This is a genomic window from Microbacterium sp. LWO14-1.2, assembly GCF_038397715.1.
Taxonomy (GTDB): Bacteria; Actinomycetota; Actinomycetes; order Actinomycetales; family Microbacteriaceae; genus Microbacterium.
Genome location: NZ_CP151633.1, coordinates 1,915,600 through 1,931,788, shown reverse-complemented (window position 1 = coordinate 1,931,788; position 16,189 = coordinate 1,915,600). Strand labels below are relative to the sequence as shown.

General features: G+C 66.1%; 18 protein-coding genes. 6 read left to right on the top strand and 12 right to left on the bottom strand.

All coding sequences use genetic code 11. The features are described from left to right. Positions 1-21: 21 nt before the first annotated feature. Both trxB and trxA read left to right on the top strand, forming a co-directional pair. On the top strand, positions 22-996 hold the full coding sequence (trxB, locus tag MRBLWO14_RS09355; protein ID WP_341932885.1) for a thioredoxin-disulfide reductase: 975 nt from the start codon (positions 22-24) through the stop codon (positions 994-996). Between the two features lie 67 nt (positions 997-1,063). Next, entirely contained in the window at positions 1,064-1,387 is a 324-nt protein-coding gene (gene trxA, locus MRBLWO14_RS09350) for a thioredoxin (protein ID WP_096713591.1), read from the top strand. Between the two features lie 51 nt (positions 1,388-1,438). Here trxA and MRBLWO14_RS09345 read toward each other — a convergent pair whose 3' ends face one another. The 12 genes from MRBLWO14_RS09345 to rpmH all read right to left on the bottom strand — a co-directional run bounded on the left by MRBLWO14_RS09345 (position 1,439) and on the right by rpmH (position 11,014). Then, positions 1,439-1,723: a GrpB family protein gene (locus MRBLWO14_RS09345; RefSeq protein ID WP_341932884.1), complete on the bottom strand. Its 285-nt coding sequence runs from the start codon at positions 1,721-1,723 to the stop codon at positions 1,439-1,441. 19 nt (positions 1,724-1,742) lie between these two features. After that, a complete protein-coding gene (locus MRBLWO14_RS09340; RefSeq protein WP_096713593.1) occupies positions 1,743-2,078 on the bottom strand; it encodes a tryptophan synthase subunit alpha in 336 nt (111 codons plus the stop codon). A gap of 9 nt (positions 2,079-2,087) precedes the next feature. Then, complete coding sequence (locus tag MRBLWO14_RS09335) at positions 2,088-3,536, bottom strand: sugar porter family MFS transporter (RefSeq protein WP_341932883.1); 1,449 nt, start codon at positions 3,534-3,536, stop codon at positions 2,088-2,090. Between the two features lie 64 nt (positions 3,537-3,600). Then, positions 3,601-4,566 carry a ParB/RepB/Spo0J family partition protein gene (locus tag MRBLWO14_RS09330; RefSeq protein WP_341932882.1) on the bottom strand — a complete coding sequence of 322 codons (966 nt, stop codon included), beginning with the start codon at positions 4,564-4,566 and terminating at the stop codon, positions 3,601-3,603. Beyond that, complete coding sequence (locus MRBLWO14_RS09325) at positions 4,566-5,492, bottom strand: ParA family protein (protein ID WP_341932881.1); 927 nt, start codon at positions 5,490-5,492, stop codon at positions 4,566-4,568. The genes MRBLWO14_RS09330 and MRBLWO14_RS09325 overlap by 1 nt, the downstream gene beginning before the upstream one ends. 1,701 nt (positions 5,493-7,193) lie before the next feature. Beyond that, positions 7,194-7,652, bottom strand: a complete 459-nt coding sequence (locus tag MRBLWO14_RS09320) for an AAA family ATPase (RefSeq protein WP_341932880.1) — start codon at positions 7,650-7,652, stop codon at positions 7,194-7,196. 300 nt (positions 7,653-7,952) lie between these two features. Further along, positions 7,953-8,585: a 16S rRNA (guanine(527)-N(7))-methyltransferase RsmG gene (gene rsmG, locus MRBLWO14_RS09315; RefSeq protein ID WP_341936186.1), complete on the bottom strand. Its 633-nt coding sequence runs from the start codon at positions 8,583-8,585 to the stop codon at positions 7,953-7,955. 31 nt (positions 8,586-8,616) lie between these two features. After that, positions 8,617-9,108 (bottom strand): R3H domain-containing nucleic acid-binding protein, encoded by a 492-nt coding sequence (locus tag MRBLWO14_RS09310; RefSeq protein ID WP_341932879.1) that lies wholly within the window; start codon positions 9,106-9,108, stop codon positions 8,617-8,619. Beyond that, positions 9,105-10,175, bottom strand: coding sequence for a membrane protein insertase YidC (gene yidC, locus MRBLWO14_RS09305; protein ID WP_341932878.1), 1,071 nt, complete (start codon positions 10,173-10,175; stop codon positions 9,105-9,107). The genes MRBLWO14_RS09310 and yidC overlap by 4 nt, the downstream gene beginning before the upstream one ends. Positions 10,176-10,178: 3 nt before the next feature. Continuing rightward, positions 10,179-10,529, bottom strand: coding sequence for a membrane protein insertion efficiency factor YidD (gene yidD / locus MRBLWO14_RS09300; RefSeq protein ID WP_341932877.1), 351 nt, complete (start codon positions 10,527-10,529; stop codon positions 10,179-10,181). Then, positions 10,526-10,870, bottom strand: coding sequence for a ribonuclease P protein component (rnpA, locus tag MRBLWO14_RS09295; protein WP_341932876.1), 345 nt, complete (start codon positions 10,868-10,870; stop codon positions 10,526-10,528). The genes yidD and rnpA overlap by 4 nt, the downstream gene beginning before the upstream one ends. 6 nt (positions 10,871-10,876) lie before the next feature. After that, positions 10,877-11,014 (bottom strand): 50S ribosomal protein L34, encoded by a 138-nt coding sequence (gene rpmH / locus MRBLWO14_RS09290; RefSeq protein WP_022879826.1) that lies wholly within the window; start codon positions 11,012-11,014, stop codon positions 10,877-10,879. A gap of 319 nt (positions 11,015-11,333) precedes the next feature. Here rpmH and dnaA point away from each other — a divergent pair, with 319 nt between their 5' ends. The 4 genes from dnaA to MRBLWO14_RS09270 all read left to right on the top strand — a co-directional run bounded on the left by dnaA (position 11,334) and on the right by MRBLWO14_RS09270 (position 16,134). After that, a complete protein-coding gene (gene dnaA / locus MRBLWO14_RS09285; protein ID WP_341932875.1) occupies positions 11,334-12,728 on the top strand; it encodes a chromosomal replication initiator protein DnaA in 1,395 nt (464 codons plus the stop codon). A 491-nt stretch (positions 12,729-13,219) separates the two neighbouring features. After that, positions 13,220-14,362: a DNA polymerase III subunit beta gene (dnaN, locus tag MRBLWO14_RS09280; RefSeq protein ID WP_341932874.1), complete on the top strand. Its 1,143-nt coding sequence runs from the start codon at positions 13,220-13,222 to the stop codon at positions 14,360-14,362. A gap of 49 nt (positions 14,363-14,411) precedes the next feature. Further along, positions 14,412-15,638: a DNA replication/repair protein RecF gene (gene recF / locus MRBLWO14_RS09275; RefSeq protein ID WP_341932873.1), complete on the top strand. Its 1,227-nt coding sequence runs from the start codon at positions 14,412-14,414 to the stop codon at positions 15,636-15,638. Then, complete coding sequence (locus MRBLWO14_RS09270) at positions 15,631-16,134, top strand: DciA family protein (protein ID WP_341932872.1); 504 nt, start codon at positions 15,631-15,633, stop codon at positions 16,132-16,134. The genes recF and MRBLWO14_RS09270 overlap by 8 nt, the downstream gene beginning before the upstream one ends. The last annotated feature ends 55 nt before the right edge of the window (positions 16,135-16,189 follow it).

Sequence of the window (16,189 nt, the reverse complement as noted above, 5' to 3'; positions counted from 1 at the left end):
CGCCTCGATCACGGAGAGCACATGCGTCAGGTCATCATCATCGGCTCCGGCCCCGCCGGATTCACCGCCGCCATCTACGCGGCGCGCGCGAACCTCAACCCGCTGCTCATCGCGAGCTCGGTGGAGGTCGGCGGCGAGCTGATGAACACCACAGAGGTCGAGAACTACCCCGGCTTCCCCGAGGGCATCCAGGGCCCCGAGCTCATGGCGAAGTTCCAGGAGCAGGCTGAGAAGTTCGGCACCGAGGTCGTCTATGACGACGTCACCGAGCTCGACCTCGCCGGACCCGTCAAGAAGGTCACGCTCGGCAGCGGCGCCTCCCACGAGACGCGCTCGCTCATCTACGCGACCGGCTCCGCCTACCGCAAGCTCGGCATCGAGGGCGAAGAGCGCCTGTCCGGCTACGGCGTCTCGTGGTGCGCGACGTGCGACGGCTTCTTCTTCCGCGAGAAGACGATCGCCGTGGTCGGCGGCGGCGACTCGGCCATGGAAGAGGCCACGTTCCTCACCCGCTTCGCCGACAAGGTCTACGTCATCCACCGCAAGGACTCCCTGCGTGCGTCGAAGATCATGCAGGAGCGCGCTTTCGCGAACGAGAAGATCGAGTTCGTGTGGAACAGCGAGGTCGTCGAGATCCTCGGCGGCGACTCGGTCGCCGGCGTGCAGCTGAAGTCGACGGTCGACGGTTCGCTGCGCGACCTCGCGCTCGACGGTCTGTTCATCGCGATCGGCAACGACCCGCGCACGCACCTGGTGCACGACAAGCTCGACCTCACCCCCGAGGGCACGATCTGGGTCGACGGCCGTTCGTCGAAGACCTCTGTGCCCGGTGTCTTCGCCGCGGGCGACGTCATCGACCCGACCTACCGTCAGGCCATCACGGCTGCGGGGTCGGGCACGGTCGCGGCTCTCGACGCGGAGCACTTCCTCGCGGATTTCGATGACGCCTCGGTCGAGGTGCCGGCCGCCGAGGCGGCGGAGATCATCACGGCCTGACCGGTCGGGAACACTTTTCCCTCGCCCGCTGTTGTAGCAGGCGAACCTCGAATCAAGGAGAACTCTGATGAGTGCAAAGGCTACGAGCCAGGCGACCTGGGAGCAGGACGTTCTGCAGGCCGAAGGTCCCGTGCTGGTGGACTTCTGGGCCGAGTGGTGTGGACCGTGTCGCATGGTCTCGCCGGTTCTGGACGAGATCCAGTCCGACAACCCCGACAAGATCACCATCCTCAAGCTGAACGTGGACGAGAACCCGCAGCTGGCGATGCAGTACCAGATCACGTCGATCCCGGCGATGAAGGTGTTCCAGGGCGGTGAGGTCAAGACGACCATCATCGGCGCGAAGCCGAAGTTCGCCCTCGAGCAGGATCTCGCCGCTTTCATCGGCTGATCCGCCGTCACGACCTCACGGGCCGTCACCCCTCCGGGTGGCGGCCCGTCGTCATTCCCGCTCGGCCTGACGCTTGTCCGACACCGGGACCGACGGCAGCCCTCGCGCATGGCGCGCCGCGTCGACGAGCTCCTGGATCAACGGCGTCTTCGCGGCGTTGTACGACGCGGTTCCCCGGGCGGCGGCAGCGACGGCATTCGCGCGCAGCTCCGGGACGGCCGTCGACCCGATGTGCTCGACGATCCAGTCGGGATCCCCTGCCGAGCGGATGCCGTCGGCCAGCGCCTCGAACAGCGAGGGCCAGGCGGGGTCGTAGGCGACCAGCATCCGTGGCATGTGCGCTGTCGGGGTGACGTCAGGAGGCGTCGGCGATCGTGGGATCCCACCGGCGGTGGCGCTGCTTCTCATCGAGAAGCCCCCAGACAGCCGGCGTGAGCTCGGGGTACTCCAGGGCGATCTGACGCAGCACACGGTAGTGACGGGCCTCGTTCGGGCGCACTCCGTCGTTCGCGGTGATGTTGTCGGCGCGCAGCAGGTACACGACGAGCTCGTCGACGCTGGGCAGCTCCTCCATGAACTCCCACGGGTCTTCACCGCCCAGCAGGCGCTCCTGGATGAGCACGGCGAGCTCGTCCGACGCTTCGGCGCGCAGCACTTCGAGGCTGGCGCGGCGGGGAACGGACTCGGTCATGCTTCCAGCCTACGTCTGCTTGCGACGCCCTCGGCGCTCGACGACCAGTTCGTCCGACATCTCCTCGAGCTCGCGGCCCTTCGTCTCGGGAACCTTGAAGTACACGAAGAAGAACGACAGCAGCGCGAAGAACGCGTAGAAGCCGTAGGCGAAGGTGAGGCCGATCTCCGCGAACACGGGGAACGTGGTGGAGATGAAGAAGTTCGCCGCCCACTGCGCCGCCGCAGCGACGGCGAGGGCGCCCGCGCGGATGGAGTTCGGGAAGATCTCACCCAGGAGCACCCACACCAGCGGGCCCCACGTCGCGCCGAAGAACACGACGAACCCGTTCGCGCAGATGAGGGCCACCGTCGCCCAGGGGTCGGGCAGCGTCGCCGTCCCTTCCGCGTTGAGAGTGCCGAACGAGAACGCGACAGCCATGAGGCCGAGCGTCACGGTCATGCCCACAGAGCCGACCAGCAGCATGATGCGGCGGCCGACCTTGTCGACGAGGAGGATCGCGACGATCGTCACCACGATGTTCGTCACCGACGTGATCACCGACGTCAGCAGGGCGCTGGACTCGTCGAAACCGACCGACTGCCACAGCGTCGTCGAGTAGTAGAAGATCACGTTGATCCCGACGAACTGCTGGAACACCGACAGCAGGATGCCGACCCAGACGATCGGCTTCAGACCCAGACGACTGCCACGCAGATCGCGAAGCGACTCGGATTTCTCGGTGTCGATCGTGCCGGTGATCTCCGTGATCTTGGCCTCGACATCGACCGTTCCCGTGACGGTCTGCAGGACTTCGGAGGCCTTGTCGATCTCGCCCTTGCGCACGAGATACCGCGGTGACTCGGGCAGTCGGAGCGACACCAGGCCGTAGACGAGGGCGGGGATCGCCGCGACCATGAACATCCACCGCCACGCGGTGAGGCCCCACAGCGGCTGATCGGCCTCGCCTGCGATTCCCGCGAGGAGGGCGTCCGACAGCAGGGCCGCGAAGATGCCGGTGACGATCGCAAGCTGTTGCAGGGAGCCGAGGCGGCCACGGATGGCCGCCGGCGACACCTCGGCGATGTACGCCGGGGCGATGACGGATGCCGCACCCACCCCGAGTCCGCCGATGACACGCCAGATGATGAGGTCGACCACGCTGAACGCGAGGCCCGATCCGATCGCCGAGATGAAGAACATCGCAGCGGCGACGACCATCACGGGGATCCGTCCGCGTCTGTTCGCGATCGGGCCGGCGAACCAGGCGCCGACCGCGCAGCCGATCAGCGCCGACGACACCGCGAAGCCCTTGAGACCGACGTTGAGGTCGAAGCCCGACACCGTTCCCGCGAGAGCATCCACTGCTCCGTTGATGACCGCCGTGTCGAATCCGAAGAGGAAGCCTCCGAGAGCCGCTGCGATGCTGACCGCGATCACCCTGCGCTGGATGCCCGCCGGATTCTGTGTTGTGGACATTGTCGTCCCCCCCATCCTCACGATGACGCGAGTCTAAGGGACGCACCCCCTCAGCGGGGCGGCATCACGCCGAGCCGTACCCGGACTGCCCGAGCTCCTCCAGAATGCGATTGAGGTCCTGGATCGAAGCGAAATCGATCGTGACCTGGCCTTTGCGAGCGCCGAGCGAGATCTTGACGCGAGTGTTGAGTCGGTCGCCGAGCCCGCCCGCGACCTCGTCGAGGTACGCGCGGCGTGCGCCAGGGGTCGGCTTGACCGAACGTCCGGGCGCCGACGGGACGCTCTTCGCGGCCTCCTCCGTCGCCCTGACCGACAGGTCTTCGTTCACGACCTTGTCGGCGAGGCGCTGCATCGCCTCGGGCGAGTCGAGGCTGAGGATCGCGCGAGCGTGACCTGCCGTGAGCACGCCCGCCGCCACGCGCTGCTGCACCGGGACGGGGAGCTTCAGGAGACGGATCGTGTTGCTGATCTGCGGACGCGAGCGTCCGATGCGGGTCGCGAGCTCCTCCTGCGTGATGCCGAAGTCGTCGAGGAGCTGCTGGTACGCGGAGGCCTCCTCCAGGGGGTTCAGCTCGGAGCGATGCAGGTTCTCGAGCAGAGCGTCGCGGAGCAGGTCTTCATCGGCCGTCTCCCGGACGATCGCCGGGATCGCGTCGAGACCCGCCTCACGGGCGGCGCGGGTGCGCCGCTCCCCCATGATGAGCTCGTAGTCGCCGTCGCTGTTCTTGCGAACGACGACAGGCTGCAGAACGCCGAACTCGCGCACGCTGTGCACGAGTTCCGCGAGGTCCTCGGGATTGAAGTGCGTGCGCGGCTGCCGCGGGTTCGGCACGATCTTCTGCGGGTCGACCTGCACGAGATGGATGCCGGGAACGGCCTCGAGGTCAGGGGCGTCGACTGTCTCGGAATCCGCCTGCTCTGCCGGTCGAATGCTGGCACCCGGGAAGAACACGTCCACCGGACGCTCCGCCTGATCCGCCGTGGGGATGAGGGCCCCGATCCCGCGACCCAAACCGGTGCGCTTCGCCATCATTTCTCCTTGCTCTGCGCCGCTGCGCGCGACGCGATCTCGACTGCGGCCTCACGATAAGCGATCGCGCCCGCGGACTGTCCGTCATAGGCGATCACGGTCTGCCCGAAACTCGGCGCCTCCGACACCCGCACTGAACGCGGGATGACGGTGGCGAGCACCTGCGACGGGAAATGACTGCGCACCTCGTCCGCCACCTGCTGCGCCAGACGCGTGCGTCCGTCGTACATCGTCAGCAGGATCGTGGAGAGGTGGAGGCTGGGATTCAGGTGCTTCTGGATCATCTGGATGCTGCCCAGCAGCTGGCTCAAGCCCTCGAGCGCGTAGTACTCGCACTGGATCGGGATGAACACCTCGGATGCCGCGGTGAAAGCGTTTATCGTCAGGAGACCCAGCGACGGCGGGCAGTCGATGATGACGAAGTCCAGGCTCGTCGTCTCGAGGTAGTCGAGCAGAGCTCGGCGCAGGCGATGCTCGCGCGCCACCTGCGCCACGAGCTCGATCTCGGCGCCGGCCAGGTGGATCGTGCTCGGAGCGCAGAACAGGTTCTCGCTCTCCGGGCTCTGCTGCACGATGTCGGCGAGCGGGAACTCCTCGATCAAGACGTCGTACACACTTGGCGTATCCGCGTTGTGCGGCACGCCCAGAGCAGTGGAGGCGTTGCCCTGCGGATCGAGGTCGATCACCAGGACCTTTGCACCGAGGCTCGCGAGCGCCGAGGCGATGTTGACGGCACTGGTGGTCTTGCCGACGCCGCCCTTCTGGTTGGAGACGGTGAAGATGCGGGTGTCCCCCGCGAACTCGACCTGAACGTTCTCCAGTGCCCGACGGCGAGCGGAGAGGTCTGCGAGTTCCCGCGCGAGCGGTGTGTCCATCCCGAAGGAGTCCTTCGACGATGCCTGTTCGGACTGTTTCACGTGAAACATCCACTCCTTTCGGGGCCGTCTTCCACTCTAATCGCTCAGTCGGACGTTGCTCGCGTCAGGGTGGTCTCGGTTGCGCCATGGCTCTTGTCACGGGAGCCCAGTGATCCCTCTGTTCCCCGCGGTGGTGACCCACTTCATGCTCGCTCCGGGGACAGCCGTCACCTGCCGCCCGTCTGCGAATCCCCTTGCTACTCGCTCGGTCGATGAACCTGGCACCCCACTCCCCTAGCGTGGCCTTTCAGAGGAATGGTGTGACGACGACCGACGATGACGGCTGTCCGATTGAGCCGAAGCCTCGTCGGGTGGAACCCCACCTCTCTGCTTCGTGGTGCTCGCCGCAAGCGTCTCTCCACACCTCCCGTCGTTCTTCCGGATGTCTCCGCAACGCGAGGCAGCGATGCGCGACGTGCCGGTACGCGTGAGCTGGGTTCGCCTGGGCCCCTGGCTACCAGTGCTGGATCCTACATCACGAGCGTGGAGCCGCCGGTCGCGCGGTCGGGTCATCTCCTTCGCTGAAAGGCGGACGTTTCACGTGAAACATCGATCGTATGCGCCGCGGGAGCTTCCCAACTCACTGAACGGCGTCGTGTCATTGCCGCCTGTGTACCGCCGCCCGGAGGTCGTGTGGTCCGTGAGAGTTGGCTCGCCTGTCCACAGCATCGAAAACCGCGCCCGCCGGGTCAGCACGAGCGGAGCATGAGCTCGGGGTTGGTCGGTCACGTCAGAGCCACTGCGATCCATCTCATCTCCGCCGGGTAGCCACCGCTCCCCCGTGAGCTCAGCGTGAAGAGATGTCCTCGTGCGGTGGTGTATCGGACGGTGATTGTTTCACGTGAAACGGCCCCTGATCCAAGCAAGGCCAGCTCGGCCACACCTCATCCATCCATACTCACAGCGTGGTGGCGCCCTCACAGCGCGTTCGCGGCGCTGTGCGTCCGGCGGTAATACGCGCTGCGGAGGCTCATGGGGTCTTGCCCACACGGGAAGCCACCCGAAATGCATTGATTCGTCTCGGACCGTCGCATCGCGGCTGCCTGTGTCTCCGCGGAAGCCACAGGCCCCGTCATCCCCACCCGCATGATGCGCTTCATACAGTGATGCGTGCGAGGACGCCAAGCCGGCGCGTCGCTCGCGCGGTCGTTGACGCAACTCCCCTAGAGCCCCGAGAGCCCCAGGCCCCGGGCAGGATCACCCCACGCACGCACTCGGGGATCCGGCCAGCAAACCGCGGTCCCCGAGCAGAGCTCATGCAACCTCGTGGAGGTAGGAGCGCGCATGAAGGGTCGCAAGACAACGGGCAGTCTCCCCCTCGTTGATCCGACATGTAGCCCCATGCCGATCGAGCTTCAACCCTTGCGTGAGCGTTTCACGTGAAACGCTGCGGTACCTGCAGCACGCGGCCGGCCGGAACCCCCTGTGCGCTACTCCAAGGTCGAATGACCTGCGGGCGGCTGGCCACAACCGCGTGGATCGCACGTGCCGATCCCGAGTCGTACTCATCGACGCCGGTCGTCTTGGACTTCAGGCAGACTTTCGGTGGGCCACCTGGCACATTCGCCCGTAATGCCGTCGCGGCACGAGGATCGCGACTCGCGCACGGAGCCGTGTCGCAGGATCGACGGTCGCCCGTTGCGGCGTCACGAGTGCGCACGAACCTAAGCGAAACCTCCCGTTCTTGTCTCCGAACCACGCTCGGATGTTTCACGTGAAACGGCGGGGTGTGTGCAGGAGATGGCGGATGCGCTCAACGGTCTCGGCAACCGGGTGCGTGGTATCGATCTCCGCCGTCGCGGTCGCACGGAGCAGCGGCTCGACCGACACCGTGTACTCGAGAATCTCCTGTCGCTCGGCATCTGTCTTTCCGTACGGGTTCCCATGACGACGAGCGATCCGCTCGATCATCACCGACGTCGGCGCCGATAGGAGGACGACGTGATCGAAGACGTCGTAGAGCAGCCCTTGGTTCTCGACCGTTCCGGCGACCACGATATCCTCGTGCTCGTCGAGCAGCGCCCGAACCCGGTCGAGATCCCACTGCTCCCGCGAGACCTTCCACTCCCCGTGGTCCGTGTCGATAGCGAGCACACCTCCTGCCGACAGGGCCTCGACCACCGTCGACTTCCCGACTCCCGACATACCTGTCACCAGAACCCGCGCCACGCCCCAAACCTATCGTCGGAAGGAGACACCGGCGTTCCGACGGTCGTGTTTCACGTGAAACAAACCGGGCACCGCCATCACCCACTTCCGTGCAGGCACATCACCCAGTGGCGTAGGACGCTCCCCTCGCGACGCTCATCACCGCGCCCATCCCTCCCCGCTCCGGAAGAAAGCAACCACCAGAGCATGAGCGCGGAGGTCTGCGGAAACGAGTGTGGAAAGGGCTCACCCAGCGGGACTCCTTCTCGCGAAAGGAAACGCACCGCAGCTCGGCCCCCGCAAGAATCCGACCGCCGGAACCTAGGATCGAACGGAGGCCCTGATCACACGAGTGACTTCGGCCTCCGGGAGAACCCCTTCACCCAGAATCTCCACGCGAACGTCGGACAGGCGGTACTTCTTGATCTGCTTCTGCGCCGCGTCGATCTCGTTGGTGGCGTTCTTGCCCTTGAGCAGCGTCAGCTCTCCCCCGTTGCGAACGAGCGGCGCGGTCCAGGGCAGCAGGGTGCGGAGGGCGCTCACGGCTCGCGCGGTGACGACGTCGAACCCTCCAGGTCGCTCGACGTCCTCCGCCCGTGCGCGAAGCACTTCCACATTGTCGAGCCCGAGTTCACGCTTCTGTTCTGTGAGCCACGTGACTCGGCGTTCCATGGGCTCGACCAGCGTGAAGTGCACGTCGGGGCGGGCGATAGCGAGAACGATGCCGGGGAGTCCTGCTCCCGAGCCCACATCCGCCACAGAACCGTGAAAGAGCGGGGCGGCGATCGCACTGTTCAGAATGTGCCTCGTCCACAGGCGCGGAAGTTCGAGCGGGCCGATGAGGCCGCGTTCTTCGCCCTCCTCAGCGAGCGCGGTCGTGAACTGGCGAGCGAGTCCGATGCGCGCACCGAACAACTCTGCGGCAGCCGACGGCTCCGCCTCGAGCTCACTCACTGGAGGGATCCCCGATGTTTCACGTGAAACGTCAGTGACGACGCAGGACCGTGTGTCGGTCCGCACCCTCGCCGTACGACTCGGAGACGAGTCCGTGATCGGCCGCGATGTCGTGCACGAGCTTGCGCTCATAGCTCGACATGGCCGGCAGCGACGCCTGCGAGGCGCCATCCTCGAGCTTGGCGGCAGCAGCACTCACGAGGGTCTCGAGCTGACGACGACGCGTGTCGCGCGACCCGCCGATGTCGAGGATCAGGCGCGAGAACGATCCGGTCTTGTTCTGCACCGCCAGGCGCGTGAGCTCCTGCAGCGCCTGCACGGTGTCGGGAGCCGACAGAAGCGAGAGCGCGTCACCCTCAGCCTCGACCGAGACGTACGCGCGTCCCTGACGCACATCGAGGTTGAGGTCGCCGTCGATGTCCGCGATGTCGAGGAGTTCCTCGAGGTAGTCCGCGGCGACGTCGCCTTCGTTCTCCAACTGGGCGACCGTCGGCTCGACGGTCTCGGTCAGGTTGTCGGTCATGAACCGCTCCCCTTCTTCTTCGCACGCTTCTTGCCGACCGGCTGCTGTCGCTTGGGGGCCTCCGCCTTGACGCGCTCGGCCTCTTCCAGCAGACGCTTCTGCTCCGCCTCGTAGCTCGCCATCGAGACGACCTTGCCCGACGAGTCGATGGCCTTGCCCTTGCGAGCGAGGCGCTCCTCGCGTGCCTTCGCCGCGTCCGAACCGGGGGTCGGCATTTCGCGGATCACGAGGAACTGCTGACCCATGGTCCAGAGGTTCGAGATGAACCAGTAGATGACGACGCCGAGCGGGAAGAACACACCCGAGAAGATGAAGCCCAGCGGCAGCACGTACAGCATGATCTTCTGCATCTGGTACGCCTGGCCGGTCTTGGCCTCGGGCGACAGGTTCTTCGAGATGATCTGCAGCTGCGTGAAGAACTGCGACGCGATCATGAGCACCACGAGAGTGACCAGGATGATGATCGCCGTGGTGTTCTCTGCGTCGACAGCGTTACCCAGCGTCTCGTGGAGTGAGGCGACACCGAACAGCTTGGCGTCATAGAACTCCTTGGTGAGCTCCGGGCTGAGGAAGCCGACGCCACCGATACCCGCCTTGGCGTGCTTGCTCACGTCGCTCAGCACGCTGTAGAGCGAGAAGAACACCGGCATCTGCACCAGCAGAGGCAGACAGCTCGACATCGGTGTCGTGCCGTGCTTCTTGTAGAGCGCCATGGTCTCGCGGCTCATCGCCTCGCGGCTGAGCTGGTCCTTCTTGCCGCGATACTTCTCCTGGACTTTTCGCAGTTCAGGAGCGATTTCCATCATCTTCCGCTGGCTCTTGATCTGCTTGACGAACAGCGGGATCAGCGCGGCGCGGACGACGATCACGAGGCCCACGATCGAGAGCACCCAGGTGAGGCCGGATGCCGCGGGCATGCCGACCGCGGTGAGCAGCCAGTGCCAGGCGACGAGCACCATCTCGACGAGCCACTTGAGCGGCCACAGGATGGTCCCGAGCAGATCGAAACCGCCGGAGGCGGGCTCCGGCGAGGGGGTGGTACTGGCGAGCAGGAGGTCTAGACCCACCGTTCAATCCTTTCGGGCAGGGACGACGAAACCGCGAGCGGTCAGGTCATGGCGGAAGTGTTCGTGCGGACGGACGTCATCGACGCCACCGCGAGTCCAGGGATTGCAACGGAGGATGCGCCATGCCGAGAGCAGAGCCCCCTTCACCGCGCCGTGCTGTTGCACCGCTCCTACAGCGTAAGCGGAACAGGAGGGGTAGTAGGCACAGACATCTCCATACAGTGGCGAGATCACCTTGCGGTACCCGGTCAGGAATGCGAGCACGAGATTCCGCGGGATGAGGGGGATGCTGCGCACGAGGTCGTGCGAATGGAGGTGGGCGGTCCCGATGGACGATGCCGGCAGGGCGGTCATGCCCGCACCGCGGACAGCCGACCGAGACAGCGGTTGACGTCGGCGCTGAGCTCGTCGTAGCTCGCGGACGCAGACGCAGGAAGGGCACGGATGACGACATCCGTGCCCTCTGGCACCCGAGCGAGCGCCTCCGCACAGACGGCTTTCAAACGTCGCCGAACGGTATTGCGCACCACTGCGGTGCCGACCTGCTTGCTGATGATGAATCCGAACCTCGCGGCTCTGCTCTCACCGGTCGTCAGCATCGAGGTGACGACCCGGGCCCCGCCACACCGCGATCCGCGTCGAACGACCAGTCGATAGTCGCTCCCGCGTGTCAGACGAAACGGGCGGGCGAGCACAGCGGATTACGCGGAGAGCTCGGTGCGGCCCTTCGCACGGCGGGCCGAGAGGATGGCGCGGCCGGCGCGGGTGCGCATACGGGCGCGGAAGCCGTGCTTCTTGGCGCGACGACGGTTGTTGGGCTGGAAGGTGCGCTTGCTCATGGGATCACTCCGGGAATGCTGCCACCGGAACCTGTTTCGACCGGAGACATAGGGAACTGCCGTTCAGGCATAAGTCAACCGATTAAGGGTACGTCTTGGCAGCGCACAGAGCAAATCTGCGCGCTCGACCGGTCGTCCGCCGGGGAGATCCGCACAGCCATTATCCACAACCTCCGCGGTGCACGTCCGTGCAACACGCGCGCGTCTTTCCCAGGCCAGGTTGCCGTTCCCGGCCACGGTGACTACCGTGGCATCCGAAGTTATCCACAGGGGGGCGCGTTCCACGACGACCCTCCGCGATCCCCCATCCCGGAGCGTCATGTCCTCACCAGCCCAGCCCGACGTTCCGATCTGGACCACGGTGCAGGAGCTGCTGGAGGCGGATGATCGCGTGACCCCCCAGCTGCAGGGCTTCCTCAGCCTCGCCGTGCCGGCCGGTGTGATGGCCGCGACGCTCTATCTCGAGGTGCCGAACGACCTCACGGCCGCGCAGATCAACAAGCGTCTGCGCCTGCCCATCATGGAGGCCCTGTCGCACATCGGCGACGAGGTCACCTCCTATCGCACCGTGGTGAACCACGAGCTGGCCGAGCAGCCGACCGCGCCGATCGCCGTCGCCGACTTCGGCCGTCAGGAGCAGGTGCGCATCGAGTCGCCCATGGAGCAGGCGCCCACGCCGATGCGCCACGAGTCGCGGTTGAACCCGAAGTACACCTTCGACAACTTCGTCATCGGTCAGTCCAACCGCTTCGCCCACGCCGCGGCGGTCGCCGTGGCCGAGGCGCCGGCGAAGGCCTACAACCCGCTCTTCATCTACGGTGACTCCGGGCTCGGCAAGACCCACCTCCTCCACGCGATCGGCGACTACGCGCAGTCCCTCTACGCGGGCGTCAAGGTGAGGTACGTCTCGAGCGAGGAGTTCACGAACGACTTCATCAACTCGATCGCCAACAACCGCGGCGCCGCGTTCCAGGCCCGCTATCGCGACGTCGACATCCTCCTCATCGACGACATCCAGTTCCTGCAGGGTCGTGCCGAGACGCAGGAGGCCTTCTTCCACACCTTCAACACTCTGCACGACCACAACAAGCAGGTCGTGATCACGAGTGACGTCGCCCCCAAGCACCTCACCGGCTTCGAGGACCGGATGCGGAGCCGCTTCGAGTGGGGCCTCATCACCGACGTGCAGGCACCGGACCTCGAGACCCGTATCGCGATCCTGCGCAAGAAGGCGCAGAGCGAGGCGCTGCACATCCCCGACGAGGTGTTGGAGTACATCGCGACCGTGGTGTCGTCGAACATCCGCGAACTAGAGGGCGCACTGATCCGCGTCTCGGCCTTCGCGAGCCTCAACCGCTCGGCGCTCGACATCTCGCTCGCGCAGACGGTGCTGCGCGACATCGTCGACACGGCGGAGGACAACGTCATCTCGCCGACCGACATCATCACGGCGACCGCTCAGTACTTCAAGCTGACGGTCGACGACCTCTACGGCTCGAGCCGCTCGCAGCAGATCGCGACCGCACGGCAGATCGCCATGTATCTGTGCCGCGAGCGCACGAGCCTGTCGCTGCCGAAGATCGGGCAGTTGTTCGGCAACCGCGATCACACGACCGTGATGTACGCCTATAAGAAGATCAGCGAGCTCATGAAGGAGCGTCGCTCGATCTACAACCAGGTCACCGAGATCACCACGCAGCTCGGTCGACGCTGAAGCGCGTCGCCTCGGATAGAGGGGTGCAGGGTCCGTGAGGACGCTGCACCCCTCTTCTCGTCCCGTGCGTGCCGTTTCCGGCATCCGTTCGATGCCTTTTTGCACATGTGGATAACTTGTGGATGACGGCGGTCGAGATCGGGACGGATGTGGGGGAAACCCGCCGACCTGTGGATAACCCCTCGAGCGAAGACCGACGAGCGAATGCCATCCATCCGCGGATTCCTCAGGGATTCCACAAGTCACAGACGTGTAGTTCCCTACTCGCGTCTGCTTTCCACCGACTTATCCACAGTATCCACAGGCGTTAACACCGTTAAGAAGTTAATTCGAATCAAGGGCGATCCGATCACCAGAGGGTGGGGAAACTCCGACGAACCGGTCGAATCACACGGGCGTAGGGATCGGAGCATCTGTGGGGCTAGCATGGGAAGCCCTGCACTGGCAGGACCGATCACGACGCGTCACAGAACGACGACAAGGGAGCACCCGTGAGGTTTCAGGTCAACCGCGATGTCTTCAGCGAGGCTGTGTCCTTCGTCGTCAAGCTCCTGCCGCAGCGCAACCCGCAGCCGATCCTGGCCGGAGTGCTCATCGAGGCGGATGACGCGGGTCTGACCCTCTCGGCGTTCGACTACGAGGCATCGGCGCGCACGACCATCGAGGCGACGGTCGAGACGCCGGGCACGATCCTCGTGCACGGACGGCTGCTCTCCGACATCGCCAGCCGCCTCCCGAACGCTCCGATCGAGATCGCAGTCGAGGAGGACGGCGGCATCACCGTCACCTGCGGATCCGCGCGCTTCACCCTCGCTGCCATGCCCGTCGAGGAATATCCCTCGATCCCCGAGGTCTCCGGTTCCTCCGGCGTCGTCCCGGCCGATGACTTCGGCACCGCGATCTCGCAGGTCGGCTTCGCCGCGTCCCGCGACGACGTGACCCCCGTGCTCACCGGTGTGCAGCTCGAGGTCTCGGGTCAGAGCCTGAGCCTCGTGGCGACCGACCGCTACCGGGTGTCGCTGCGCGACGTGCCGTGGGACGGCGAGACCGTCGAGAGCACCGCCCTCGTCCCGGCGCGCACTCTGCTCGAGGTCGGCAAGACCTTCGGTCACGCAGGCACGATCCAGGTCGCGTTCTCGGGAGCGGGCGACCGCGAGATCATCGCGTTCACCGCCGGCAACAAGACCGTGACGTCGCTCCTGATCAAGGGCAACTTCCCGCCGGTGCGCCGTCTGTTCCCCGAGCAGACCGACCACTACGCGGTCGTGAACACCGCCGACCTCGTCGAGGCCGTCCGTCGTGTGTCGCTCGTGCTCGACCGCGCCGCCCCGCTGCGCTTCACGTTCTCGAGCGACAGCGTCACGATGGACGCGTCGGGCAGCGAGCACGCCAGGGCCTCCGAATCGGTCGACGCGATCCTCTCCGGAGGCGACGAGGTCACGCTCGGCCTCAACCCGCAGTACCTGATCGAGGCTCTCGGCGCGGTGAAGAGCGAGTTCGTGCGCGTGACGTTCACGTCGAGCGACAACGCCAACAAGCTCAGCCCGGTGCTGATCACGAGTCAGACCTCGGTCGACCAGGCCGGTCTGGACTCGTTCAAGTACCTGCTGCAGCCGAACCTGCTGCTCCGCTGATCCCCCTCGCCGACGGGCCGCTGTCGGAGGCCGAAGGTAGGCTGACTCCGTGATCGTGGAGCATCTGAGTCTGGTGGATTTCCGCAATTACGCGACCGCCGAGCTCGCTCTCCACAAGGGCCCCAACGTCTTGGTCGGCCGGAACGGCCAGGGCAAGACCAACCTCGCCGAGGCCGTCGTCTTCCTCGCCACACTCGGATCGCACCGGGTGTCGTCCGACGCCCCCATGGTGCGCGACGGCAAGGAGTACGCGATCATCCGCGCGCGACTCTCCCACGGAGAGCGTCGCGTGCTCGCCGAGGTGCAGCTCAACCGGCAGGGGTCCAACAAGGCCCGCATCAACGGCTCCCCCTCGAAGACGAGCGAGCTTCCCCGCTACGCGCACGTCGTGCTGTTCGCCCCGGAAGATCTGCAGATCGTGCGCGGAGATCCCTCGTCCCGCCGCCGCTTCGCGGATCAGCTCCTCATCCAGCGCACGCCTCGGCTCTCAGCCGTGCTCGCCGACTACGATCGGGTGCTCAAGCAGCGCACCGCCCTGCTCAAATCCGCCCGCGCCCGGGGAATCCGAGGTGACGCGCTGAGCACGCTCGACGTGTGGGACGACAAGCTCGTCGCACTGGGATCCGAGATCATCGCCGCGCGCCAGCGGCTGGCCTCCGATCTGCAGCAGCCGGTGAGCGACGCCTACACCGCGATCGCCGGCGCCGACCACCAGCCGCAGCTCGAATGGGCACTCTCCATCAGGGGCGGAGACCCCGAAGAGGGCGAGGCGGCGACGCTCATCGACGATGACGGATCGCTGAGCCTCGCGAAGTGCGCCGAGATGTTCCGGGCGTCGCTGCTCGCGAAGCGCACCCAGGAGCTGGACCGCGGTCTCACGCTCACCGGGCCGCATCGCGACGACCTGATCCTGCGGGTTCGCGGTCTTCCGGTGAAGGGCTACGCGTCGCACGGGGAATCCTGGTCGGTCGCGCTCGCGCTCCGGCTCGCCTCAGCCGAGCTGCTCCGCAGCGAATCCCCTGCCGGGGATCCCGTCCTGATCCTCGACGACGTGTTCGCCGAGCTCGACGCCGATCGTCGGCAGCGGCTGGCCTCGCTGACGGCCGGCTACGAACAGGTGGTCGTCACCGCCGCGGTGGAGGAGGATATCCCCGAGGTGCTGCATGCTCACGTGGTGCGGATCACGGCCGGCACCATCAGCGATGAAAGAGACGCCGCGCCCGGGGAGGACGCGCCCGCAGCACCCGAGACCGGAGAGGAGGCCGACGATGACTGATGCGGCGACCGCTCCGGCATCCGACGCCCCCGAGACGGTCGCGACGTATCTGCGTCTGCGTGGGCTCCAGCCCAGCGCAAAGAACTGGAAGCGCAAGCGGCGCGTCGTCACCGACGACGACAACGCCCCCTTCACTCCCGGACGCGATCCCGGTTCGCTCGGAGCCGTGCTCGACAAGCTCAGCCGTGACTCGGGCTGGCAGACGACGCTCGCCCGGGAGGATCTGGTGCGGCAGTGGGGCGATCTCGCCGGCGCCGACACGGCGAAGCACTCCGAGCCCGTCTCGCTGGAACGCGGTCTGCTCACGGTCAAGTGCGACTCGACGGCCTGGGCGAAGAACCTCCAGTACATGCGCGGGACCATCCTCACGGAGATCGGGAGACGGTATCCGGATGCCGGGGTCGAGAACCTCCGCTTCATCGGACCGGACGTACCCTCTTGGAAATGGGGTCCCAGAGTCGTTCCAGGACGGGGCCCACGCGATACCTACGGGTAGGGCACCATGCAAGGGGTCTGGAACGCTCAGAGGGCCACACGCGGCCTCTGAGCCG

Coding starts and splice junctions, on each gene's coding strand:
- MRBLWO14_RS09325 (WP_341932881.1), bottom strand. CDS start 5,492: ATGTTTCACGTGAAACAGTCCGAACAGGCATCGTCGAAGGACTCCTTC.
- MRBLWO14_RS09335 (WP_341932883.1), bottom strand. CDS start 3,536: ATGTCCACAACACAGAATCCGGCGGGCATCCAGCGCAGGGTGATCGCG.
- dnaA (WP_341932875.1), top strand. CDS start 11,334: ATGTCCTCACCAGCCCAGCCCGACGTTCCGATCTGGACCACGGTGCAG.
- yidD (WP_341932877.1), bottom strand. CDS start 10,529: ATGACCGCCCTGCCGGCATCGTCCATCGGGACCGCCCACCTCCATTCG.
- rpmH (WP_022879826.1), bottom strand. CDS start 11,014: ATGAGCAAGCGCACCTTCCAGCCCAACAACCGTCGTCGCGCCAAGAAG.
- MRBLWO14_RS09345 (WP_341932884.1), bottom strand. CDS start 1,723: ATGCCACGGATGCTGGTCGCCTACGACCCCGCCTGGCCCTCGCTGTTC.
- trxA (WP_096713591.1), top strand. CDS start 1,064: ATGAGTGCAAAGGCTACGAGCCAGGCGACCTGGGAGCAGGACGTTCTG.
- trxB (WP_341932885.1), top strand. CDS start 22: ATGCGTCAGGTCATCATCATCGGCTCCGGCCCCGCCGGATTCACCGCC.
- MRBLWO14_RS09270 (WP_341932872.1), top strand. CDS start 15,631: ATGACTGATGCGGCGACCGCTCCGGCATCCGACGCCCCCGAGACGGTC.
- MRBLWO14_RS09310 (WP_341932879.1), bottom strand. CDS start 9,108: ATGACCGACAACCTGACCGAGACCGTCGAGCCGACGGTCGCCCAGTTG.
- MRBLWO14_RS09340 (WP_096713593.1), bottom strand. CDS start 2,078: ATGACCGAGTCCGTTCCCCGCCGCGCCAGCCTCGAAGTGCTGCGCGCC.
- MRBLWO14_RS09330 (WP_341932882.1), bottom strand. CDS start 4,566: ATGGCGAAGCGCACCGGTTTGGGTCGCGGGATCGGGGCCCTCATCCCC.